Annotated in this window: 24 protein-coding genes; 4 read left to right on the top strand and 20 right to left on the bottom strand. The window is 61.7% G+C overall.

Features of this window, described 5'->3' with window-relative positions; genetic code table 11:
* The first annotated feature begins 193 nt into the window (after positions 1-193).
* Positions 194-400: a heavy-metal-associated domain-containing protein gene (locus BM167_RS16590; RefSeq protein ID WP_092893838.1), complete on the top strand. Its 207-nt coding sequence runs from the start codon at positions 194-196 to the stop codon at positions 398-400.
* Here BM167_RS16590 and BM167_RS16585 read toward each other — a convergent pair.
* Positions 397-2,673 carry a heavy metal translocating P-type ATPase gene (locus BM167_RS16585; RefSeq protein WP_092893837.1) on the bottom strand — a complete coding sequence of 759 codons (2,277 nt, stop codon included), beginning with the start codon at positions 2,671-2,673 and terminating at the stop codon, positions 397-399. The genes BM167_RS16590 and BM167_RS16585 overlap by 4 nt on opposite strands.
* 131 nt (positions 2,674-2,804) lie before the next feature.
* Between BM167_RS16585 and BM167_RS16580 the strand changes: the two genes are divergently transcribed.
* Positions 2,805-3,359, top strand: coding sequence for an ArsR/SmtB family transcription factor (locus BM167_RS16580; RefSeq protein ID WP_092893836.1), 555 nt, complete (start codon positions 2,805-2,807; stop codon positions 3,357-3,359).
* A gap of 3 nt (positions 3,360-3,362) precedes the next feature.
* Here the strand turns inward: BM167_RS16580 and merA are convergent, their stop codons facing one another.
* Positions 3,363-4,922 carry a mercury(II) reductase gene (gene merA, locus BM167_RS16575; RefSeq protein ID WP_092893835.1) on the bottom strand — a complete coding sequence of 520 codons (1,560 nt, stop codon included), beginning with the start codon at positions 4,920-4,922 and terminating at the stop codon, positions 3,363-3,365.
* A 78-nt stretch (positions 4,923-5,000) separates the two neighbouring features.
* Between merA and BM167_RS16570 the strand changes: the two genes are divergently transcribed.
* Both BM167_RS16570 and BM167_RS16565 read left to right on the top strand, forming a co-directional pair.
* A complete protein-coding gene (locus BM167_RS16570; protein WP_092893834.1) occupies positions 5,001-5,345 on the top strand; it encodes a winged helix-turn-helix transcriptional regulator in 345 nt (114 codons plus the stop codon).
* 101 nt (positions 5,346-5,446) lie between these two features.
* Positions 5,447-6,001, top strand: coding sequence for a peroxiredoxin (locus BM167_RS16565; protein ID WP_092893833.1), 555 nt, complete (start codon positions 5,447-5,449; stop codon positions 5,999-6,001).
* Between the two features lie 42 nt (positions 6,002-6,043).
* Here the strand turns inward: BM167_RS16565 and BM167_RS16560 are convergent, their stop codons facing one another.
* The 18 genes from BM167_RS16560 to BM167_RS18835 all read right to left on the bottom strand — a co-directional run bounded on the left by BM167_RS16560 (position 6,044) and on the right by BM167_RS18835 (position 17,266).
* The gene (locus tag BM167_RS16560) at positions 6,044-7,204 is read right to left on the bottom strand and encodes a hypothetical protein (protein WP_092893832.1); all 1,161 of its coding nucleotides are present in this window, start codon (positions 7,202-7,204) and stop codon (positions 6,044-6,046) included.
* A gap of 169 nt (positions 7,205-7,373) precedes the next feature.
* Positions 7,374-7,910: a hypothetical protein gene (locus BM167_RS16555; protein ID WP_092893831.1), complete on the bottom strand. Its 537-nt coding sequence runs from the start codon at positions 7,908-7,910 to the stop codon at positions 7,374-7,376.
* On the bottom strand, positions 7,907-8,062 hold the full coding sequence (locus BM167_RS18640) for a hypothetical protein (protein ID WP_177213401.1): 156 nt from the start codon (positions 8,060-8,062) through the stop codon (positions 7,907-7,909). The genes BM167_RS16555 and BM167_RS18640 overlap by 4 nt, the downstream gene beginning before the upstream one ends.
* Positions 8,062-8,748, bottom strand: a complete 687-nt coding sequence (locus BM167_RS16550; protein WP_092893849.1) for a DUF6166 domain-containing protein — start codon at positions 8,746-8,748, stop codon at positions 8,062-8,064. The genes BM167_RS18640 and BM167_RS16550 overlap by 1 nt, the downstream gene beginning before the upstream one ends.
* 157 nt (positions 8,749-8,905) lie before the next feature.
* The gene (locus BM167_RS16545; RefSeq protein WP_092893830.1) at positions 8,906-9,205 is read right to left on the bottom strand and encodes a hypothetical protein; all 300 of its coding nucleotides are present in this window, start codon (positions 9,203-9,205) and stop codon (positions 8,906-8,908) included.
* Between the two features lie 53 nt (positions 9,206-9,258).
* Positions 9,259-9,480 carry a DUF8129 domain-containing protein gene (locus tag BM167_RS16540; protein WP_092893829.1) on the bottom strand — a complete coding sequence of 74 codons (222 nt, stop codon included), beginning with the start codon at positions 9,478-9,480 and terminating at the stop codon, positions 9,259-9,261.
* 49 nt (positions 9,481-9,529) lie between these two features.
* Complete coding sequence (locus tag BM167_RS16535) at positions 9,530-9,808, bottom strand: DUF7389 domain-containing protein (protein ID WP_092893828.1); 279 nt, start codon at positions 9,806-9,808, stop codon at positions 9,530-9,532.
* A gap of 24 nt (positions 9,809-9,832) precedes the next feature.
* On the bottom strand, positions 9,833-10,234 hold the full coding sequence (locus BM167_RS18840) for a DUF6166 domain-containing protein (protein ID WP_092893827.1): 402 nt from the start codon (positions 10,232-10,234) through the stop codon (positions 9,833-9,835).
* A 79-nt stretch (positions 10,235-10,313) separates the two neighbouring features.
* The gene (locus tag BM167_RS16525; protein ID WP_092893826.1) at positions 10,314-10,709 is read right to left on the bottom strand and encodes a DUF7567 family protein; all 396 of its coding nucleotides are present in this window, start codon (positions 10,707-10,709) and stop codon (positions 10,314-10,316) included.
* Positions 10,710-10,786: 77 nt separating this feature from the next.
* Complete coding sequence (locus tag BM167_RS16520; protein WP_092893825.1) at positions 10,787-11,152, bottom strand: DUF7568 family protein; 366 nt, start codon at positions 11,150-11,152, stop codon at positions 10,787-10,789.
* Between the two features lie 3 nt (positions 11,153-11,155).
* Positions 11,156-11,647 (bottom strand): DUF7995 family protein, encoded by a 492-nt coding sequence (locus tag BM167_RS16515; RefSeq protein WP_092893848.1) that lies wholly within the window; start codon positions 11,645-11,647, stop codon positions 11,156-11,158.
* Between the two features lie 106 nt (positions 11,648-11,753).
* The gene (locus tag BM167_RS16510; protein ID WP_092893824.1) at positions 11,754-12,176 is read right to left on the bottom strand and encodes a DUF8025 family protein; all 423 of its coding nucleotides are present in this window, start codon (positions 12,174-12,176) and stop codon (positions 11,754-11,756) included.
* Between the two features lie 121 nt (positions 12,177-12,297).
* Positions 12,298-14,670 carry a heavy metal translocating P-type ATPase gene (locus tag BM167_RS16505; RefSeq protein WP_177213400.1) on the bottom strand — a complete coding sequence of 791 codons (2,373 nt, stop codon included), beginning with the start codon at positions 14,668-14,670 and terminating at the stop codon, positions 12,298-12,300.
* 60 nt (positions 14,671-14,730) lie between these two features.
* On the bottom strand, positions 14,731-15,477 hold the full coding sequence (locus BM167_RS16500; protein ID WP_092893823.1) for a helix-turn-helix domain-containing protein: 747 nt from the start codon (positions 15,475-15,477) through the stop codon (positions 14,731-14,733).
* 61 nt (positions 15,478-15,538) lie between these two features.
* Positions 15,539-15,823 (bottom strand): DUF7967 family protein, encoded by a 285-nt coding sequence (locus BM167_RS16495; RefSeq protein WP_092893822.1) that lies wholly within the window; start codon positions 15,821-15,823, stop codon positions 15,539-15,541.
* Positions 15,824-15,860: 37 nt separating this feature from the next.
* Positions 15,861-16,523, bottom strand: coding sequence for a DUF6735 family protein (locus tag BM167_RS16490; protein WP_092893821.1), 663 nt, complete (start codon positions 16,521-16,523; stop codon positions 15,861-15,863).
* A 67-nt stretch (positions 16,524-16,590) separates the two neighbouring features.
* Positions 16,591-16,971 carry a hypothetical protein gene (locus tag BM167_RS16485; protein WP_092893820.1) on the bottom strand — a complete coding sequence of 127 codons (381 nt, stop codon included), beginning with the start codon at positions 16,969-16,971 and terminating at the stop codon, positions 16,591-16,593.
* 106 nt (positions 16,972-17,077) lie between these two features.
* Positions 17,078-17,266 carry a DUF8012 family protein gene (locus BM167_RS18835; RefSeq protein ID WP_092893819.1) on the bottom strand — a complete coding sequence of 63 codons (189 nt, stop codon included), beginning with the start codon at positions 17,264-17,266 and terminating at the stop codon, positions 17,078-17,080.
* Positions 17,267-17,329: the final 63 nt, after the last annotated feature.

The raw sequence follows: 17,329 nt of genomic DNA, 5'->3' as shown, positions 1-17,329 counted from the left end.
ATGCTTCAAGCCGCTTCTCTGGCGGGAATTCGTTACTCTCTTGGTCGTCAGTGGACCCCATCTCGAAGAGCCTCCACCCCTTTGGGGCCGACACAAACAGCTCTCCGGACGATGACGCCCCATCTCTAATAGAGATAAAACTGATACAACAGTTACCGTAATGGTCATCCCCCGCGAGTGTTTACAGCCCCGTATGGAGCGAAAGACGATCTCCGTCACCGGGATGTCGTGCAACGGGTGCGAACAGAACGTGGAGACCGCCCTGCGAAACCTCGACGGTGTGAGTCGAGTCGAGGCCGACCACGAAGCTGACACGGTCGACGTGGTTCTCGAGGATGGAGTCGCAGACGGCGACGTGAACGCGGCAATCGAACAGGCTGGCTACGACGTAAAGGCTTAATCGGCCGTCACTCGACCGTCTTCCCGCTCGCCGTCGGTGCGTTCTTTTAGAGCGAATTCGGTGTTGACACCCTCACCGGAGAGGAGCTGGCCAGCGAAGCTGTTGGCGAGAACGGCCGAGACGGACAACACCATCGCAAGCATCGCGAACACCGGGTGAACAAGTCCCGTGGTCGCGGCGGCGACGCCGACGCCGTTGAACGCGAAGGCCGTCACGAGATTCTGGCGAGTCTTCCGGTAGCTCTCCGTGCCGATTTCGTAGGCGTCCATCACGCCACCGAGCCGTTCGCCCATCAGGACGATATCCGCTGACTCGATGGCGATGTCGGTCCCGGCGCCGATGGCGATCCCGATATCGGCCTGCGTGAGTGCGGGGGCGTCGTTGATGCCGTCGCCGACCATCGCAACGCGGTGGCCGGCTTCCTGCAGGCGACCGATCTCCTCGCGTTTCTCGTCGGGCAACACGTCGGCCATGACGCGGTCGATGCCGACCTCGTCGGCAACCGCGTTTGCGGTGCGCTCGTTGTCTCCAGTGATCATCACGGGCGTGATGCCGGCGTCGCGCATCCGCCGGATGGTCTCGGCGGCGTCGGCTTTGATTTCGTCGCCGATGCCGATCAGGCCGACTAGGTCACCACCACGGACGACCCCAGAGACGGTGAGCCCGCGGCCCTGGAGTCGCTCAATGTCGTGGCTCCCCTTCGACAGGTCGATTCCCTCGCCGCTAAGCCATCCCGGTTTCCCGACCAGCACGTCGTCGCTGGCCACGGTTGCCCGGACGCCCTTGCCGGTCACAGAGTCGAAATCATCGGGGTCAGCGTACTCGACATCTTGCTCGTCAGCGAACTCGAGGATCGCATCAGCGAGAGGATGCTCGGAGAAGGCCTCTGCACTGGCCGCAGTCGTGAGTACATCCACCTCGTCGGCACCGAACCCGACGACCTCGCTGACGGCGGGTTCGCCGACGGTGATCGTGCCAGTCTTGTCCAACACGATGTGGTCGACGTCGGGGAAGATCTGGAAGGCGTCGCCCGACCGCATCAGGATGCCACGGTCGGCGGCCTTTCCGCCGCCCCGGATGAGGGCGAGCGGTGTCGCCATCCCGAGCGCACACGGATAGCCGAGAACGAGGACCGCCAGCGCTGCGAACGCCCCGTGCTGGACGTTGGGGGCTGCCCCCCACGCGAGCGGTGCGACCACCCAGAAGAGGAACGAGAGCGTAGCAATCGTCAAGACGCCTGGGACGAAGTACTTGAGGACGCGGTCGGCGAGCTGAATGATGCCGGGTTTCATCGCCCGCGCCTCCTCAATCTCGCGTGCCACCTGGTTCAGGAACGCGTCCTCGCCAGTTGCAGTTACCTCGATGAGCAGCGTCCCGGTCTCGTTGACGCTGCCGCCGATCACCGCGTCGCCTTCGGACTTCTCCTCGGGGATGGACTCGCCGGTAGCGACCGACTCGTCGACTGTCGATTCACCCTCGGCGACGGTGCCGTCGACGGGGATGTTCTCGCCGGGCTTGACGCGGACGCGATGGCCAACGTCGAGGTCGTCGACTGGGACTTCCTCGACATCACCGTCGTCGGTGACTCGGCGTGCCGTGTCGGGCTGGAGGTCGAGAAGGCCTTGGACGGCTTGGGAAGCCCGTGTACGGACGATGAGGCTGGTGTACTCCGAGAGAATGTGGTAGGTGGTGATGAACACGGAGACGGCGAAGAAGTGGACGGTCGGGAAGCTCGGGAAGACGAACAGACCGAGCAACCCACCAAGTAACCCTGCGAACGCGCCTGCCTCCAGGAGGACGTGCTGGTTGAAGATCCCCCGGCGGAGGCTCTGGAAGGCTTTCTTTTTGATGTAGCGGCCAGGCCCGAACATCGTCCCGAGCGCCAGCCCCAGCGTCACCAGATCCATTACGAGAGATGCCGACTCGAAGCGTCCCATCACGACGATCATCCAGCCCATCAGCGCGGCAACGACGATGGATGCGCCGCCGGCGAGCAGGAGACGGTGCTTGCCGTCGGCGAGTTCGGCCTGCTGTTGCTCGTATCGCTTCGCTTTGTCCGGGTCGCGGATGGTATAACCGAGATCCCGGAGCGTGTCCTTCACTTCGACTTCACTCAGGATGTTGTCGTCGTACTGAACGAGGACCTCCTCGTGGGCGAGACTCACGTCGACGTCCTCGACGCCGTCGGTCCGGCTGTAGGCCTTCTTGATGCTCTCGGCACAGAACGAGCAGGACATCCCCCCGACGTTGAATTGTTCCTGTGTCGTTCCCATCGTGGTCGCTAGTTACCCAGCGAAGTGGATAACCATTACGACTAGGATTATAGCGGTATCGAATAACTAAGACTGCTGTCGAGTGTGTGGCGTTACTCTTACTATCGTCGTTCTCCTATGTCCTCACAAGAATGGCGCTCCTCGAATCCGACGTGCCGATCCGCGAAGTCGTGACGACAGACCCGGAGAAAGCGAAAGCGTTGGAGAACGACGTCCGGGCGAAGATCCTCGATATGCTCGCTGCCGAAGAAATGACGATCGAAGAGATTCACGACGAACTGCATCGTCGCGGTGAGGAGAAGGCCGAGACGACGGTGCGCCACCACGTGAACGTCCTGAAGGATGCGGGAATGGTCGAGATCGCCCGGCTCGAGGAAGCTGGCGGCGGAACGCGGAAGTTCTACAAGTCGAACACGCGGGTCTTCTCCTATGAGCTCCCGGAAGAAGCAGACGAAACCCTTGCGGGGGCGCAGTCCACCACGTCCGAGGAGTTGGCATCCCTCATTGAGACGCTGTATACGAAACACGGTACTGAGATCGAGGCGGTCGCCCGCGAAATGAAGCCCTGTGAGTACTGCGACACCCAGCACTACGAGGAGTTCATCGTTCGCGAACTCCTGAACCGTGCCCTCATTGAGTTGGGCGAGAGCGGCACACTTGACGACGTATTCTCGACCGACGACTAAGGCTCACTCGATACAGCAGCTCATCTTGGACGTATCCCGGCGGAAGGCCTGACAGGCGTGTTTGAACGCCTCGGAGAACGTCGGGAAGGGGTGAACCGTATCGATGATGTCGTCGACGGTCAGGCCGAACTTCACCGCCAACGTCGCTTCCATGATCATGTCTGCGGCACGAGGCCCGACTATGTGGACGCCGACGATCTCGTCGGTCTCGTGGTGTTTGACGACCTGGACGAGCCCATCCGTGTTGCTGACGGCTTTCGCCCGCGGTACGTCCTCCATCTGAACTGTCCGGCAGGAACAGATGCCGTGTTTGTTCATATACTCGCGCTCTGTCGTCCCGACGGCTGCGACCTCGGGGCTGGTGAAGACGACCGCCGGGACGGTGTCGTAGTCGATGGTGACACCTTCGTAGTCTTCTCGCGGGCTCTGCCCGCTCGAACGGCCCACGGAGCGTAGCTCCGCGCTGCCGAAGGCGTTCTTGACGGCGTGGTTGCCCTCCTTGGCGGCGACCGTCTCCAGTTCGGGCTCGCCGATTACGTCGCCCGCCGCGTAGATGTCGGGATTTGTGGTCTGGAAGTACTCGTCGACGCGGATCGCCCCGTCAGGCTCCGTCTCGACGCCCACCCTCTCTAGACCGATATTTTCGCTATTGGGCTGGACTCCAGTTGCGACGAACAGCGCCTCGGCGGTGACCGCTCGCTCCTCGCCATCGACGACGGTCTCCACCGTGACGTCCTGCTGGCTCGGCTGGGAGCTGCCGTCGGTCGCTGCGGTCCGAACTCGTTTGAAGTCGTTGCCGGTCACGATGTCGATACCCTCCTCGTGGAGGGCCCGCTGGAGCTCCTGAGCGAGTTGGCCTTCCATATCCGAGAGGACGCGCTCGGAGCGCTGGAGGATCGTCACGTCGACGCCGACGCGGTGAAGAATCTGACCCCATTCGAGGGCAATGTACCCACCGCCGAGCATCACGATACTCTCGGGAAGGTCGCGTTCTTCGAGGATCGTCTCACTGGTGTAGTACTCGACCTCCTCGAGGCCGTCGATGGGCGGTGCCCAGGGCGAACTCCCCGTCGCGACGAGAGCCTTCTCGCCGGTGGTTCGGGTCCCTTTGTCGGGACCGTCGACGACCTCGATGGTCGTGTCGTCACCGGAACGCGTCGCGTTCCGGTTGCCCGAGGGACTGCGTCCCTCGCTGTCGACCAGCTGGCCGTAGCCCTCGTAGATGTCGGTCTCGAAGTGCTCGGCGACGTCGACGTAGTTCTGCTGCCGGAACCGCTCGACGAGTTCGTCGGTCCCATCGAGTGCATCGGCCCAGTCGATGGTCGGTGCCTCGGGATATGTGACGGCATCGAAAGGATTCTCCGACGCTGCAGCGCCGCTCTCGGCGACGGCGAGCAGATGCTTGCTCGGGACACAGCCGACGTTCACGCAGGTCCCGCCGATTGGTAGTCCCGCGTTCACTATCGCCGTCGAGAGATCTCTCCGGCTCGCTTCGGTGATGGCGGCGAAGGCAGCGGCTCCGCCGCCGAGGATCACGAGATCATAGTCGGACGTGTGGGTCATTTGTGTCTATACTTTACGACGGGAAGTTATTATACTCCAGAGTCCAAAGCTATAGAGTAGGTTGGAGGCCACGAAGCTATGGCAGATACTACTTCATCGGCGCCCGCGTGCGAGGTCGACGGGACGTGCTACTGCCCGCTCACAGGAGTGATCAACACGTTGAGCCGGAAATACGCGATGCAACTCGTCAGCATCATCGGCGCACACGATGCACTGCGGTTCGCGGAGATCGAGGAGCACCTCCCGACTGCGAGTACGTCCACGATCTCGAAACGCCTCGACGAATTTGAGGAGGCGGGCCTCGTTTCACGGACGCAGTACAACGAAATTCCGCCACGCGTCGAATACGCGCTAACTGACGAGGGGGATGAGATTCGTTCGAGATTAGAACCGCTTCTTGAGTGGGCGACGGCGAACTCCTGACGTACGGACTCCAGTGAATTACATCCCACATCTGAAGCTCCTCCATTCAGGTGGGGGTGTTAACCCCAAGACTATCCTTTCTTCGTGTGCTACTGTGGCGCATGATAAACGAGGGAGCGTCTGCACCGTCATTTACTCTTCCAGGTCTCCGTGACGGAGAACAAACCGAGTACAGCTTGGATGAGACAACTGCCAATAATCGGGCTGCGTTGCTAGTTTTTTACCCGTTTGATTTCAGTCCTGTTTGTACAAACGAACTGTGTGCGATTCGCGATGCAGAGTGGTTTCAGTTGACGCCGGCGCTCGATGTCTGGGCAATTTCTGGTGACAGCGTCTACGCCCACCGAGCATTCGCCGAGGAATACGGCCTCAATTTCCCGTTACTTAGTGATAGCTCCGGGCGGGTTGCCGAGTTGTATGATGTCTGTTATGACGAATGGGAGAACCACGAGCGCGTCCCGCAGCGTGCCGTGTTCCTTATCGATTCCGAGCGAACGATTCGATACGCCTGGGCGACAGAAGATGCACTCGAGAAGCCGGATTTCTTCCCTGTCAAAGACGCTCTTGAGACGCTGGAAGCGGAACGCGATGAACTCGGTCCTGAGGATGTCGAATTAGTAGTCGAATATAACGAGGAACCGGAACAGCTCACGTAAACTACTATTTGAGGATCGTTTCAGTGAACGCCGCTCCGACAATCAACCCATCGCATCCTGGAATCTCTCACGGAGCGCGTCCTCACGTTCCTCGAACTGGTCGACCTTCTCCTGCAGATCATCGTTGACGCGCTCGATGCTCGCGAGTGCCCGCTCGCCGGCGAGCGACGCCTGGGACCCGTCGTCTCCGTCTGCTTCCAGCTGCTCCTCGTAGGCTCGCTCGACGCGCTCGATGGTGCCCTCCGGGTTGAACAGGATGTCGTTGGCCGTGCGAACGTAGCCGTCCAGCGACGCACCCTCCTTGCCTTGGAAGAAGTGGGTGAGCGCGTATGTCGCGCCGGAGTGCAGTGTCCACATATCGATCTCGAACGGCGACGCTGCGTTCGCCTCGGCATCTTCGGCAGCACGCTCTGCGAGATAGTCCGGGAATCCTAGCAGGCTGTAAAACTCGGTGACGGTGAACGGGAGCTCGGAGAAGTCGAGGTCGATGTCCTGGGCGTCACGGATGAATTCGAAGAGGTCGTCGGCGACGAGTTCGACCTGTGCAAGGATCTCCTCCCACCAGGTTCGGAAGTTCCGTACGTCGCCGACGTGCTTGATGACCTCCTTGTCGGTGAGCGAGCGCATCGTGTTCGAACAGTAGCCGTCCTGAGCGAAGCCCTCCACGTAGACGGCGTGCTCGCCGAAGAAGTCGTAGCCGGAGGTCACGCCCATCGTGATCGGGTCCGAGCGACCGGGGAGGCGCACCTCGAGGCCGTCGAACATGATGTCCATGTGGACCTCGCCGCCGCCCCGGTAGCGCCGGATCTCGCCGAACATCACCTCGCCCAGCGGCGTCCCATCGATGGTCTCCTCGCGAAGGACCTCCTCCAAGGGCCTGTACACGTCGACCGGATTGATAATCGCGTAACTGTCCGTGGGAACGTGAAATAGTGGGTCTGCGTCGGGCTCATCGTCTGTCGCGTGGTCGCGCGCTCTCGTCGGCTCGACCAGGGCGTTGAAGCGATCCGTTTCGACCCACTCGTCGGAGTAGGGATTCCGGTATGCGACTGTCGTCTCGACGGCCTGCGGAAGGTCACGAATCGTCTCGGCGAAGGACTTCGGTTCGTCGACCGTATTCTTCCGGCGGTACCAGTCAGGTAGTTCTGTATCGGTTCGTCCGTCGACGCCAGCAAACACGGTTCTGGATTCTGGGTCTTTCATTGCAGTCACCTCGAAATCGAATTCGTCACCCGCGACGGCGCTCTCATCACGCGCCCTGCGCCCCTCTCACGGGCGCAAAAAACAACCCCTAACCAACATCCTACCCAGAAATCCAGCCTTGTTGGTTAACCATCTAAACGGTCCCGATACCTGGCTTCGACTCCCGAACTCACTCGTCAGGCTGACGCCGTCGGCGCACCTGCTCCGGATTCGGTACCCACGGATGGGCGTCCCAGCAGTGGAGGGCGTGCTCTCGTGTCGTGTCGAACAGCGCCTCACACGACCCACATTCGTAGGCGGTCTCGGGCCAGCGTTCTGTGACGAACATTGCCGTCACCGTCGACCTGACTGGATCTGGTGCGGCCGACCGCTGAACGTAGTCATAGCCGATCACTGTCCGTCGACGAAGCGCCGACTGCGCTAGCCGTTCGGGCCGGTCTGCTGGGAGATACACACACCGGACGAACCCGTCCTCTGAGTCCTTCGCCGAGGGTTGAAGGATGAACCACCGGTCATGATCGTCGCGGAAGAGATACCGTTCTGTTCCCCGATTTTGGAGATAGAGCGGATCGCCGCGCCCGGCAATCACCCGCAGACCGATGGACCGGGAGATTGGTGAGAGGAGTCGCTCTTCCAGCATGAGCGAGCGGGATTCACCGGCCGAATTCTCGGTCTCGAAATCGTCGAGTGTCGCTTCGTCAGTCATGATTCGCTGGGATTTGTCTCGTCTGTATCTTTCCCAGCTGTTCGCTCGTGCCGGTCGTTGTATCGCTCGAGTTCTCGGCCGATGCACTCCAGCGCCGTGACGGCGCGTTCGATGAGTTGGTATGTGGCCCGCGAGAGTCGGAATTTCTCCATCAGGTGTCCTCCTCTGGCTCGACGAGGTCATTACTCTCAGCGACGAGTTCCTGAACGGCTGAAGCAGGATCATTTTCGACCGGAAGCGTTCGATGGTCGAGTGGGGCGGGATACGCCCGGTCCCCCTGCGCGCATAGTATGATCAACCACTCCTCGCTCCCTTCGGCGAGGACGACGTAGTGGTCGATATCCCGGCGTTGGAAGACTGTCCGATCTGTCCGGCTCACCGCACTCCAATTCGTCGGCAGTGACGATGACGGCGTCCCACCATCTGGCGTGAGTGCTCGGTACTCTTCAAATTCGGCGAGTGCCGCCTCGATATCCTCCCCGGTGAGATGCCAGCAGTCGGCCGGGCCATCACACACCAGCTGACTGACCACGTCGTTGCGGAACTGGATGTAGTGTTGCTGGGCGACGGTTTCGTTGTCGGTGTAATCGAGGAGGAGTGCACAGGCGAGCTGTGCCGGTCCGCTTCCCGTATAGCCCCAGTCGAATCCCGCCGGGCTATGCCGCACGAGACCGAGACTTCGATTTGGGGAGAGGCGTTCGTGTGCGGTGAGGTTCAGGACCACTGGCGTTCCATCGACACGCATTCCGACGTACTCAACGCAGTCTGCACTCGCCTGCCATCGCTCACTCGCATACTGTACGACTGCTCGTGGGTCGGTAGTCGAATTCATCTCCATCGGTTGCATGCGGGCGTTCGGATTCCCCGCGCCCCTGCTGGGGGTCGAAAAACCACCACCGGCTATTAGCCCCTCAGCCTCGCTTCAAAATTAGAATTCAGACTATTATAGTTCAGACTATAACAATTCATCAGACAACCAATCGATAGAGGCAAGTCTATTCTTCGAAGAGACAGCGAGCGGCTGCATCGTCGCCAGTGAGGGTCTGCTGATCCTCGTCCGTATCAGCGAAGAGTGTTGACTGATCTCCCTCGGATGTTTGCTCAACTTCGGGTCGATCGTCGACGCCGAACTCACACGCCTCGGGCTGGTCAAGACGCGAATCCCGGTCACGATGATCCACGTCAGCGCCGAAGTCCTCAAGCGCGGTCTCGACGCTTGTTTCGGTTACTTCGAGTTGGCCATCGTCACCGAATGCGGTCTGTCGTTGAATCTCTATCTCTGGTCGGTCGCTCATCTGGATTGAGCCTCCACCCACCGAGGCTCCGACAGACACCTCCGGGCGTTGGGTCAATCGTCTTGTGCGCGGATTTCGCTGGCCCGCTGTTCAAGCCGGCGGAGGATTTGGACCCGTTGCTGATTCGCGTTCTCGTAGGCGACGCAGGCTCGCAGCGTCTCCATATCGTTGATCGTCACGATACCAGCGTTGATGAGTCGCGTATTCGATGGCTCGAGCCGTTGTTCTGGCGAAAGCTCGCTTGCGTCTGTTGTTTGACCGTCTGGATTGCTCACTGATGATCGCCTCCGTCACTGCTGAGGCGACAAAAAACAGCCCTCGCCGTTACCCGTCTTCTTCCTCGGGTTGGATTTGGCGAGCGTCCTCTGCGAGATCGTGGATGTATTCTCTGAGGGTTTCCATGTCCTCGCGAGCGTCTTCGAGGGTCTTGCCTTTCGCTTTCGCGATTACCTCGTCCTGATCTCTGGTACCGGTTCCACGCTTGAGCTTCACGGTGAGGGAGACGCCGACGTCACTTCGTTCGACGTACTCCGTTCGTGTCGTCTGTTCACTGGTTTCGGCCGATTCGCTATCCGCACGAGATGGTTGGGTATGTTTTGACATGGATTTTCTTTCGGTGATTGGTATTTAGATGGACGGTGCGGCCGGCTTGCCGGGTGTTTCGTGAAGGATTGCGTCGATCTCGGGCCCGGTGAGTCGCCAGCGTCCAGCAGACCCAGCGCAGTCCAGCTGGCTCACGACCTCGGTTTTGAATGCCTGGTAGTGGTCGAGAGCGAACGCTTCGTCATCCGTGTAGTCGAGGAGGAGTGCGAGCGCGAGTTGTGCCGGACCACTACCACCGTATCCCCATTCGAATCCCGAGGGACTGTGGTTCACCAGCGCGAGACTCCGCTCTGGTGTGAGCCGTTCTTGGCCGGGACGTTTCTCGACGATAGCCTGCCCGCTCTGCCGATACCCGACGTAGGCGATGTCGCAGTCGCTCGCTGGGCGTGTCTGTTCAATCGAGTGTGTGTCGCTAGGTCTACTCATCGGTCTGTTCGGGAGCTACTCGTTCGAGCACCCCCGCACCCCTCAGGGGGCGAAAAACAGCCACAGGAACTGCTTTCTCCTACGCGAGATGGGAGACATCGGCTGGTTCGTCGACATCGTCGAACTGGCCTCGCTCGACCGGCTGCCAGTCATCGCCGGGTGCTGGACTCCACCAGTCGACCTTGTAGGCACCTGGTGCGCCGAGGATTTTCACCCGTGCCGACCCATCGGGTAGGTCGCGACGGAGCTTTTCGTCGACGTGGAGGTTCCACGTTGAGTGGGTGTCGAAGCAGGCGAGGACGGCCTCCTCGTAGCCGCGTGTCTCTCGGGATTCTTGGAGTTCGACCTGTGTGTTGCAGTTCTTGCAGAACACACCTTCGAACGGAATGTGACTGAATACCTCGTGCCCGCAGACGGGACACCAGAGGAACTCGAACAGTGCTTCGCTGTGACGGTCGATGACTTCCAGACTCATCTGTGGATCTGGCCCGATTGAGACGGGCCACCCATTCCGGCTCAAAATAAACGTCACCGCAGAAACGTTCCCATCAATCAGCGCTCGGCGCCGTACACGATTCGCGAGGATGCTTCGTACCCACAGTTCCGACATTCGAACCAGCGCTGAACCTTCGCGCCGTCAGCCGTTTTCCCACCGATTGCTACATCGCTGTTCGAACACTCGGGACAACTCAGCTCGGGCGCTGGCTGGTCACGGAGCTCGTCACGGAACGATTTCGCGTCCTTCGTCTCGTACCCCCGCGACCACACTGGGTAGCCGTCGACAAGGATTGCGCCACGCCATTTGTACCGGTAGGAGTCCGGCGCTCGGTGTAAGACAGCCCGAGCTCCGGTCTCGGTATTCCGGTATGCGAGTGTGGGCGTGCGGCTCTCGCGCTTCCAATTTGTGATCCGGGACATCTGTTAGAAGTGGACGTCGGCGGGCACGATCCAGAGCTCCTCGCTCTCTTCCAGCACTCGATCCAGCTGCTCACGGTGACGGATACCGTTCGCATATTCGTTGTACAGGAAGATCGTTGGCCCGTCGTAGGCGCCGACTTGGTGGAAGGCGTGCCGAGCGAGATCTTCGTCGCGCATGATCTCCTCGTCGGAGAGTTCGTCAAGTGCTTCCCTCACCCGGTCGAGGTTGCGCTCGAACTCCTCTTTCGTCGCCTCCCAGCCACGCTCAAGCAGGTCTTGGCCGTCATCGGAGTCGATGGGGGCTCCAGTCGGCAACTCACCCCATCGCGCCTTCCCCGCAACGGACGTGTCCTCCTCGTCGAAGGTCACATAGTAGTCGAAGACGGCGCCGGCGTGTGGGTCCGCGCCGACCAGGCGGTCGAACACCGACTTTCCGGTGGCCAGTGCGTCGTCGTGGGTCGATTCTTCTACCAGAGCGTAAATTACCATGTGCATCTCGAACACCTCGAAACGCCGACGCACCGGGAGTGATTGCTCGCTCGCTCCTGCTGCGCCGGCACCCATCGCCGGCGCCCGAAAAACCCGATCTAGCGGTCGGTTCTTAGGACTCGTTCGTTCGATCGACTGTGATGGTCAGGTTTCCGGACTCGTAGTCAGCTTCGAAGTCGACGGTGAACGCATCCGAGTCATATGCGGCGTGGTAGGCGCGGTGACGCTTGAGCGAGCCCGTCGCCTTGAAGTGGAAGAACGCAGCCGACGTGTAGGGCTTACTCTGCGTCTCGATTTGCGTTTCGACTGACGCCGGAAGTGCGATCTGTGGCGTGTCGGTGTCAATACTCGCAGCGAACTCCTTTGCCTCCTCGACGATCGCCTGCGAATGGGCGGGCGTCTCACCAGTTAGCACGTTCATCGGCGTCTCCGTGTCGTCGGTGAACAGGACATCGTGGAAGGTGCGCGTCCCGAGGACTGCGTCAGGACCTAACTCGCAATCGTGGAATGGATCGTCGTCTGGATTCTCGGGCATCAAATCACGAGCCCACGGTGGGGCTCAGTCCTTTCTGCCCCAGACAAACCACAACTTGTCTCGATGTAGCGGAGGTAAGTCCCGAAAGAAGAGCGTCCTGCCCGCACTTCCCGCCGCAGAGTCAGGCGTCGATGATTCGATCGGGCTCAATCCGGGACAACCGCATCGCGTTCCCGGTGACGCCGAGGCTCATCCCCATATCTCCGACAACGACTGCCAGCGCAACGCTGACCAGGCCCAGCGGCACGCCTAGCGCGAGCAGGAGCTTCACGCCGAGGCTGGCCCAGATGTTCTGCCGGATCACGCCGTTGGCCGTATGCGACAGATCGTACAAGTACGGGAGTTTCCCGATGTCGTCGCCCATCAACGCAATATCAGCCGTTTCGAGGGCGGTGTCGGTGCCCGCCGCGCCCATCGCGATGCCGACCTCCGCAGTGGCGAGCGCGGGGGCGTCGTTGATGCCGTCGCCGACCATCGCGACCTCCCCGTACTCCGCCTGTAACTCTTCGACCGCGTCGACCTTCTCGTCGGGTAGGAGTTCGGCGCGATACTCATCGACACCGACCTGCTCGGCGATGGCGCGGGCGGTGCCCTCGTTGTCGCCGGTCAGCATCACCACGCGCTTGACGCCCAGCTCGTGCAGGCGTTCGACGGCCCGCTTCGAGGCCGGGCGAACCTCGTCGGCGATGGCGATCGCACCCAGCAGTTCCGACTCCGTCCCGACGATAACGACCGTCTTGCCCTCCCGTTCCAGTGAGGTGAGCGCGTCCTCGGCGAACGTCCCGTCGTCGGCCTCGGCCGCTTCTTCCGCCACGACGCCGCCGTCTGTCTCGCGGCGTGCCCGAGAGAGATCGAAGCCCAGCTCCTCGAAGAGCGCGGGCTTGCCCGCATAGTACGTCTCGCCGTCGATCTCCCCGCGGATGCCCTTTCCGGTGAGGCTCTCGAAGCCACTCGGGTCGGGCAGGTCGCCCACGCCCGCCTCCTCAGCGCGGGCGAGAATCGCCGCAGCGATGGGGTGCTCACTGCGACGCTCCAGTCCGGCGGCGCGACGGAGCAGATCATCCTCAGTAGTGTCGCCGACCGGGACGACATCGGTGACGGCGAGTTCGCCCTTCGTGAGCGTCCCCGTCTTGTCGAGCGCGACGGCATCGACTTCGCCCATCGCTTCGAGGTAGTTGCCGCCCTTGATCAGGACGCCGTTCTTCGCGGCGCTGGTGATGCCCGACACCACCGAGACGGGTGTGGAGATGACGAACGCACAGGGGCAGGCGATTACCAGCAGGGTGAGCCCGCGGATGAACCAGGTCTGCCAGTCGCCGGCGAAAGTGAACCCGTACCCGGCCACGTCCACCGAGATGGGGTCGGCGATGACCAGCGGCGGGATAGCGGCGGTCAGGATTGCCAGCACGACGACGAGGGGTGTGTAGTAGCCGGAGAAGCGGTCGACGAACTGCTCAGACTCGGTCTTCTTCGCCTGTGCGCCCTGCACCATTTCAATGATGCGCGAGAGCGTCGAGTCGCCCGCCGTCGACGTGACTTCGACTTCGAGGTACCCCTCTTCGTTGATCGCGCCGGCGTAGACCTCGTCGCCGGCAGCTTTGTCGACGGGGACGCTCTCGCCCGTGATCGGCGACTGGTCGACTGCACTCTCGCCGTCGATGACCGTTCCGTCGAGCGGAATCTTGTCGCCGGGGCGGACGACGACGGTCTCGCCAACGTCGACCTCCTCGGCGGGAACGGTCACTTCCTCACCATCGCGAAGGACAGTCGCCTCGTCGGGCGAGAGTTCCATCAGCTCGCGCAGGGAGTCCCGTGCCCTGTCCATCGCGTAGTCCTCGAGCAGCTCGGCGATGCTGAATAGGACGGCCAGCGTGGCGGCCTCGACGAAGTAGCCGATACCGGTCGCCGCGATGATCGCCGTCCCCATCAGCAGGTCGATGTCGAGGCTTCGGTTCTTCGCGGAGTAGTACCCGCTACGGACGACGGGGATGCCGCTGGCGGCGACGGCGCCGAGGAACAGGACATCTGCGATGTGGAGCGGGTACTCGAGGACGCTCGCCACCGTGACGTTCTGTCCGGTGAGGAGGAATTCGAAGAGGAGGCCGAGCGTGACGAACGCCGCGCCGAGCCACGTCTTCTTCGCGCGAGGACTCGTCCAGACCTCCGATGGTGGCGCGATGTCGACGCCGTCGGTCGCCTGGTTGTCCTCATCATCGCCCTCAGCGTCCGAGCCCCCGACGACCTCGTAGCCGGCGCCTTCAATCGCCTTGATTACGTCGGCTTCGCTAGTCCGATCAGGGTCGTACGTGACGTTGGCCGTGCCGGTGGTCGGCTGGAGCGTGGCGTCAGTAATGCCGTCGACACGCTGGAGGCTCTTGTCCACCTTTTGGGCGCAAGAGGGACAGTCCATCTCGGGAACGGCGAGGCGGGCGGACAGCTCACGTCGCTGTCCGCCGCCGCTCGTTTCTCCTGCTGCGTCCGGATTCTCTGTCATTACCTCACGGTAGGAGTGGGAGTTCGATATGTCTTTGTTGGAATATTCCAACTGCGGCCCTCAGTGCGATGCCAGCCGTTCTTCAGCTACCCGCTCGCCGGCGACATATTGCTTCGCTAAATGTTCTTCCGCCCGCCGGAGTCGGTAGGTGAGTGTTGACCGTGGCACGTCGAGATGCACGGCGAGCTCGCCGACGTCGACCTCGCGGGGCGACTCGTAATAGCCGTGTTCGACCGCGGCCTGAAGCGCGGCCTCCTGGGCTGGTGGGAGGCCGCTCGGTGTCCCGTCGCTTCCCCTAGCTGATGTTGTGTCCGCTGTGCGGAGCATCTCCATCTGGGCGCACTCCCCGACGGCGACTTTGAGAGCGTCGAAGAACGCCGCCACGTCGCCCTCACCGGAGTGGATGAGTCGCCACGTGTAGTGGCGGCCCTCGTGACGAGTCTCGAACAGCACGCCGTCGCCGAGGTGGTCGCGAGCGATGTGGGGAACTGAGGCGCAGGTCGGAGTGCGCTCCCAATCTGAGTAGAGGATGAGCGCGTCGTCCGTGCGGTCGAGGACGCGGGTGGTCTGTGTGGCGTTGCAGTCCTCGGTGGCGAGACAGTCAGCGTAGTAGTCGCCGTTGAGAAAGGCGTCCTCGATGGCGTTGAGCGCCTCAGGCGTACCGGTGGCATGGTCGACCCGCCAGAGACGCTCGGCAGTGGCGTGCAGCGAGAGCGAGCGAACGCGAGCGTCGGGGTGGTCGGCGAGGGCGTCCGCCACCCTGTTGCAGCCGGGCTCGTATTCGAGAGCGAAGACGAGTTCGCGCATACCCCGTCTAAGGCCTGCTACGACATAACCCATGGCCTGCAGCGTTGTCGACCAGTAGACCTCAGATTACGTCGTCAGGGTCGTGAACTTCCTGCATTCGCTGTGCTTCGGCCGCGTATTGCTCCTGGAGGTCGGGGTCATCGACCATGCCAAGATTGCCGGGTTCAGCATCGACTGCTGCTGTCGTGTCTCGGACGTCGGTGAAGGACGTGAGTGCGCGTTCCTTCCGATAGTACTGTTCTCCATCGGGCGTCGCGTAGGTGAGGATGATCAGGTTCTGTTCGTCATCGGAGTACGTTCGTTCGACAAGCCAGACACGAAGACCGTCTTCAGGCTGATTTGACATACTTGTGTGTTAGCCGGTATCCACTAAGGAATGGGCGTTACGGCTCACTGAGACTCGCTGTCTCGAAGGGAGATTCACCAGTCGGAATGAGGAGCTCCTGTCGGTCTCCGACCCGCTCAGCGAGCTTCCGCTTCAGGTACTGTCTCGCCGTCGACGGCGTGAAGACGCCTTTGTCGAGCATGTCGCCAACGACATCTTTGAGGGCCGCGAACTGTCCCTGTAGGTGGCCGTCGCCGACCGGCTCGCAGTCGTACCAACGCACCGTCGCGAGCGCGCCGTTCCCGACCGTCTCTCCCTGTTCGACTGTCTCCGAATCGTACTGCAGGCCGAACCACAGCGTCCGATAGGCGGTCACCTCGAACGTCGTCGACACCACGAAGAACGCCTCGTGATGGAGGTAGTCGAGGTGGTCAGCGACGATCTCGTCGAGAGTGAGCCCGGTGGCGCGGGGCTTCGGTTCGACGACCGTCGACGGCCGATCCTCGCCGGCGAGGTAGCCGTCGACCGCATCTGCCTCAAGGCCATCGGCCAGTTCAGCCAGCAGCTGTTTCGCCCACTTGGAGTCGGTGTCGTCGCCACCGAACGGCGATTCAGCCGAAATTCGGTGCTTGAGCTTCAGGTTCGCTGCACCCCAATGGCTGTAGTGGAGCGTGTACTGTCCGTCTGTGCGTTCGTACGCAACGAGTGCGCGGTGTCCCATCGAGCAATCACCTCACGGGGCGACCGCGACTAGATCGCCCCGCACCCGTCCCGGGGGACGAACAACGCTACTCGTCGATCGGGTCGGGGGAACTGAGGTCCGCGTACAGCACCTCACCGTCGCGGACGACGTACCGTTTCGCCAGCACGGGAAATCTGCACTTGGTAAATCCGGCTGTCTGGATGTCGAATTCTTCGTTCGGTTCGAGATACTCCGCGAGCGACCGGAGGAACTCGTGGGTGACGATGCCACCGTCGTAGTCAGGAAGCCCGTTCTCACGAGCCTCGTACACTTCGAAGCTGTCGTAGCCCCAGATGATTAGTTCGCCGTCGTCGTCCACCTCCCAGTTGAGCGTCCCGAAGCAGTGGTTCTCACAGAGCTGGCGGACGGCCTGTGGGTCTGTTACGAGCGCGCCGGTCGATGTCGTTGCGGCTTGGAGTGTTGCCATGGGTTGTTCTCGGGAGCGGTCTCGCGCCCCCGCACCCCTTCAGGGGGCGAACAACTGCTCACGCTGTGACGGCCACAGGGCGTTGCGCTGCCGAGGCGTCGAGCTGTCAGGATTCTCCGTGGACGTCACAGTCCCTCGTCGTATTCGGTTGGGTGAGAAAACCCACCTGCTCGAGGAGCGTCGTCGCGGTGCTAATTCGCTCTCGATCAGCGGGCTCCAATTGGTCGACGTCGATACTGGTGAGGCTGCTGAGCGCGCGGTGGAGTCGATAGCCGGGGGTGTCTCGTGGGTCCATGTGTGCGCCTCCGCCAATTTGCGGCGCGAAAAAACGCCGGCGGGCTGTCAGCAGGGCAGTCCG

Origin of the sequence: Halopelagius inordinatus (assembly GCF_900113245.1) — an archaeon.
In the GTDB taxonomy this organism is placed as follows: Archaea; Halobacteriota; Halobacteria; order Halobacteriales; family Haloferacaceae; genus Halopelagius; species Halopelagius inordinatus.
Note: the sequence above shows the minus strand (reverse complement) of the source record. Positions and strands in the feature narration are given on the sequence as shown.

What these genes read in the sequence shown, in the direction of transcription:
- BM167_RS16590 (WP_092893838.1), top strand. Translation starts at nt 194, where the DNA reads ATGGAGCGAAAGACGATCTCCGTCACCGGGATGTCGTGCAACGGGTGC.
- BM167_RS16585 (WP_092893837.1), bottom strand. Translation starts at nt 2,673, where the DNA reads ATGGGAACGACACAGGAACAATTCAACGTCGGGGGGATGTCCTGCTCG.
- BM167_RS16580 (WP_092893836.1), top strand. Translation starts at nt 2,805, where the DNA reads ATGGCGCTCCTCGAATCCGACGTGCCGATCCGCGAAGTCGTGACGACA.
- merA (WP_092893835.1), bottom strand. Translation starts at nt 4,922, where the DNA reads ATGACCCACACGTCCGACTATGATCTCGTGATCCTCGGCGGCGGAGCC.
- BM167_RS16570 (WP_092893834.1), top strand. Translation starts at nt 5,001, where the DNA reads ATGGCAGATACTACTTCATCGGCGCCCGCGTGCGAGGTCGACGGGACG.
- BM167_RS16565 (WP_092893833.1), top strand. Translation starts at nt 5,447, where the DNA reads ATGATAAACGAGGGAGCGTCTGCACCGTCATTTACTCTTCCAGGTCTC.
- BM167_RS16560 (WP_092893832.1), bottom strand. Translation starts at nt 7,204, where the DNA reads ATGAAAGACCCAGAATCCAGAACCGTGTTTGCTGGCGTCGACGGACGA.
- BM167_RS16555 (WP_092893831.1), bottom strand. Translation starts at nt 7,910, where the DNA reads ATGACTGACGAAGCGACACTCGACGATTTCGAGACCGAGAATTCGGCC.
- BM167_RS18640 (WP_177213401.1), bottom strand. Translation starts at nt 8,062, where the DNA reads ATGGAGAAATTCCGACTCTCGCGGGCCACATACCAACTCATCGAACGC.
- BM167_RS16550 (WP_092893849.1), bottom strand. Translation starts at nt 8,748, where the DNA reads ATGGAGATGAATTCGACTACCGACCCACGAGCAGTCGTACAGTATGCG.
- BM167_RS16545 (WP_092893830.1), bottom strand. Translation starts at nt 9,205, where the DNA reads ATGAGCGACCGACCAGAGATAGAGATTCAACGACAGACCGCATTCGGT.
- BM167_RS16535 (WP_092893828.1), bottom strand. Translation starts at nt 9,808, where the DNA reads ATGTCAAAACATACCCAACCATCTCGTGCGGATAGCGAATCGGCCGAA.
- BM167_RS18840 (WP_092893827.1), bottom strand. Translation starts at nt 10,234, where the DNA reads ATGAGTAGACCTAGCGACACACACTCGATTGAACAGACACGCCCAGCG.
- BM167_RS16525 (WP_092893826.1), bottom strand. Translation starts at nt 10,709, where the DNA reads ATGAGTCTGGAAGTCATCGACCGTCACAGCGAAGCACTGTTCGAGTTC.
- BM167_RS16520 (WP_092893825.1), bottom strand. Translation starts at nt 11,152, where the DNA reads ATGTCCCGGATCACAAATTGGAAGCGCGAGAGCCGCACGCCCACACTC.
- BM167_RS16515 (WP_092893848.1), bottom strand. Translation starts at nt 11,647, where the DNA reads ATGCACATGGTAATTTACGCTCTGGTAGAAGAATCGACCCACGACGAC.
- BM167_RS16510 (WP_092893824.1), bottom strand. Translation starts at nt 12,176, where the DNA reads ATGCCCGAGAATCCAGACGACGATCCATTCCACGATTGCGAGTTAGGT.
- BM167_RS16505 (WP_177213400.1), bottom strand. Translation starts at nt 14,670, where the DNA reads ATGACAGAGAATCCGGACGCAGCAGGAGAAACGAGCGGCGGCGGACAG.
- BM167_RS16500 (WP_092893823.1), bottom strand. Translation starts at nt 15,477, where the DNA reads ATGCGCGAACTCGTCTTCGCTCTCGAATACGAGCCCGGCTGCAACAGG.
- BM167_RS16495 (WP_092893822.1), bottom strand. Translation starts at nt 15,823, where the DNA reads ATGTCAAATCAGCCTGAAGACGGTCTTCGTGTCTGGCTTGTCGAACGA.
- BM167_RS16490 (WP_092893821.1), bottom strand. Translation starts at nt 16,523, where the DNA reads ATGGGACACCGCGCACTCGTTGCGTACGAACGCACAGACGGACAGTAC.
- BM167_RS16485 (WP_092893820.1), bottom strand. Translation starts at nt 16,971, where the DNA reads ATGGCAACACTCCAAGCCGCAACGACATCGACCGGCGCGCTCGTAACA.
- BM167_RS18835 (WP_092893819.1), bottom strand. Translation starts at nt 17,266, where the DNA reads ATGGACCCACGAGACACCCCCGGCTATCGACTCCACCGCGCGCTCAGC.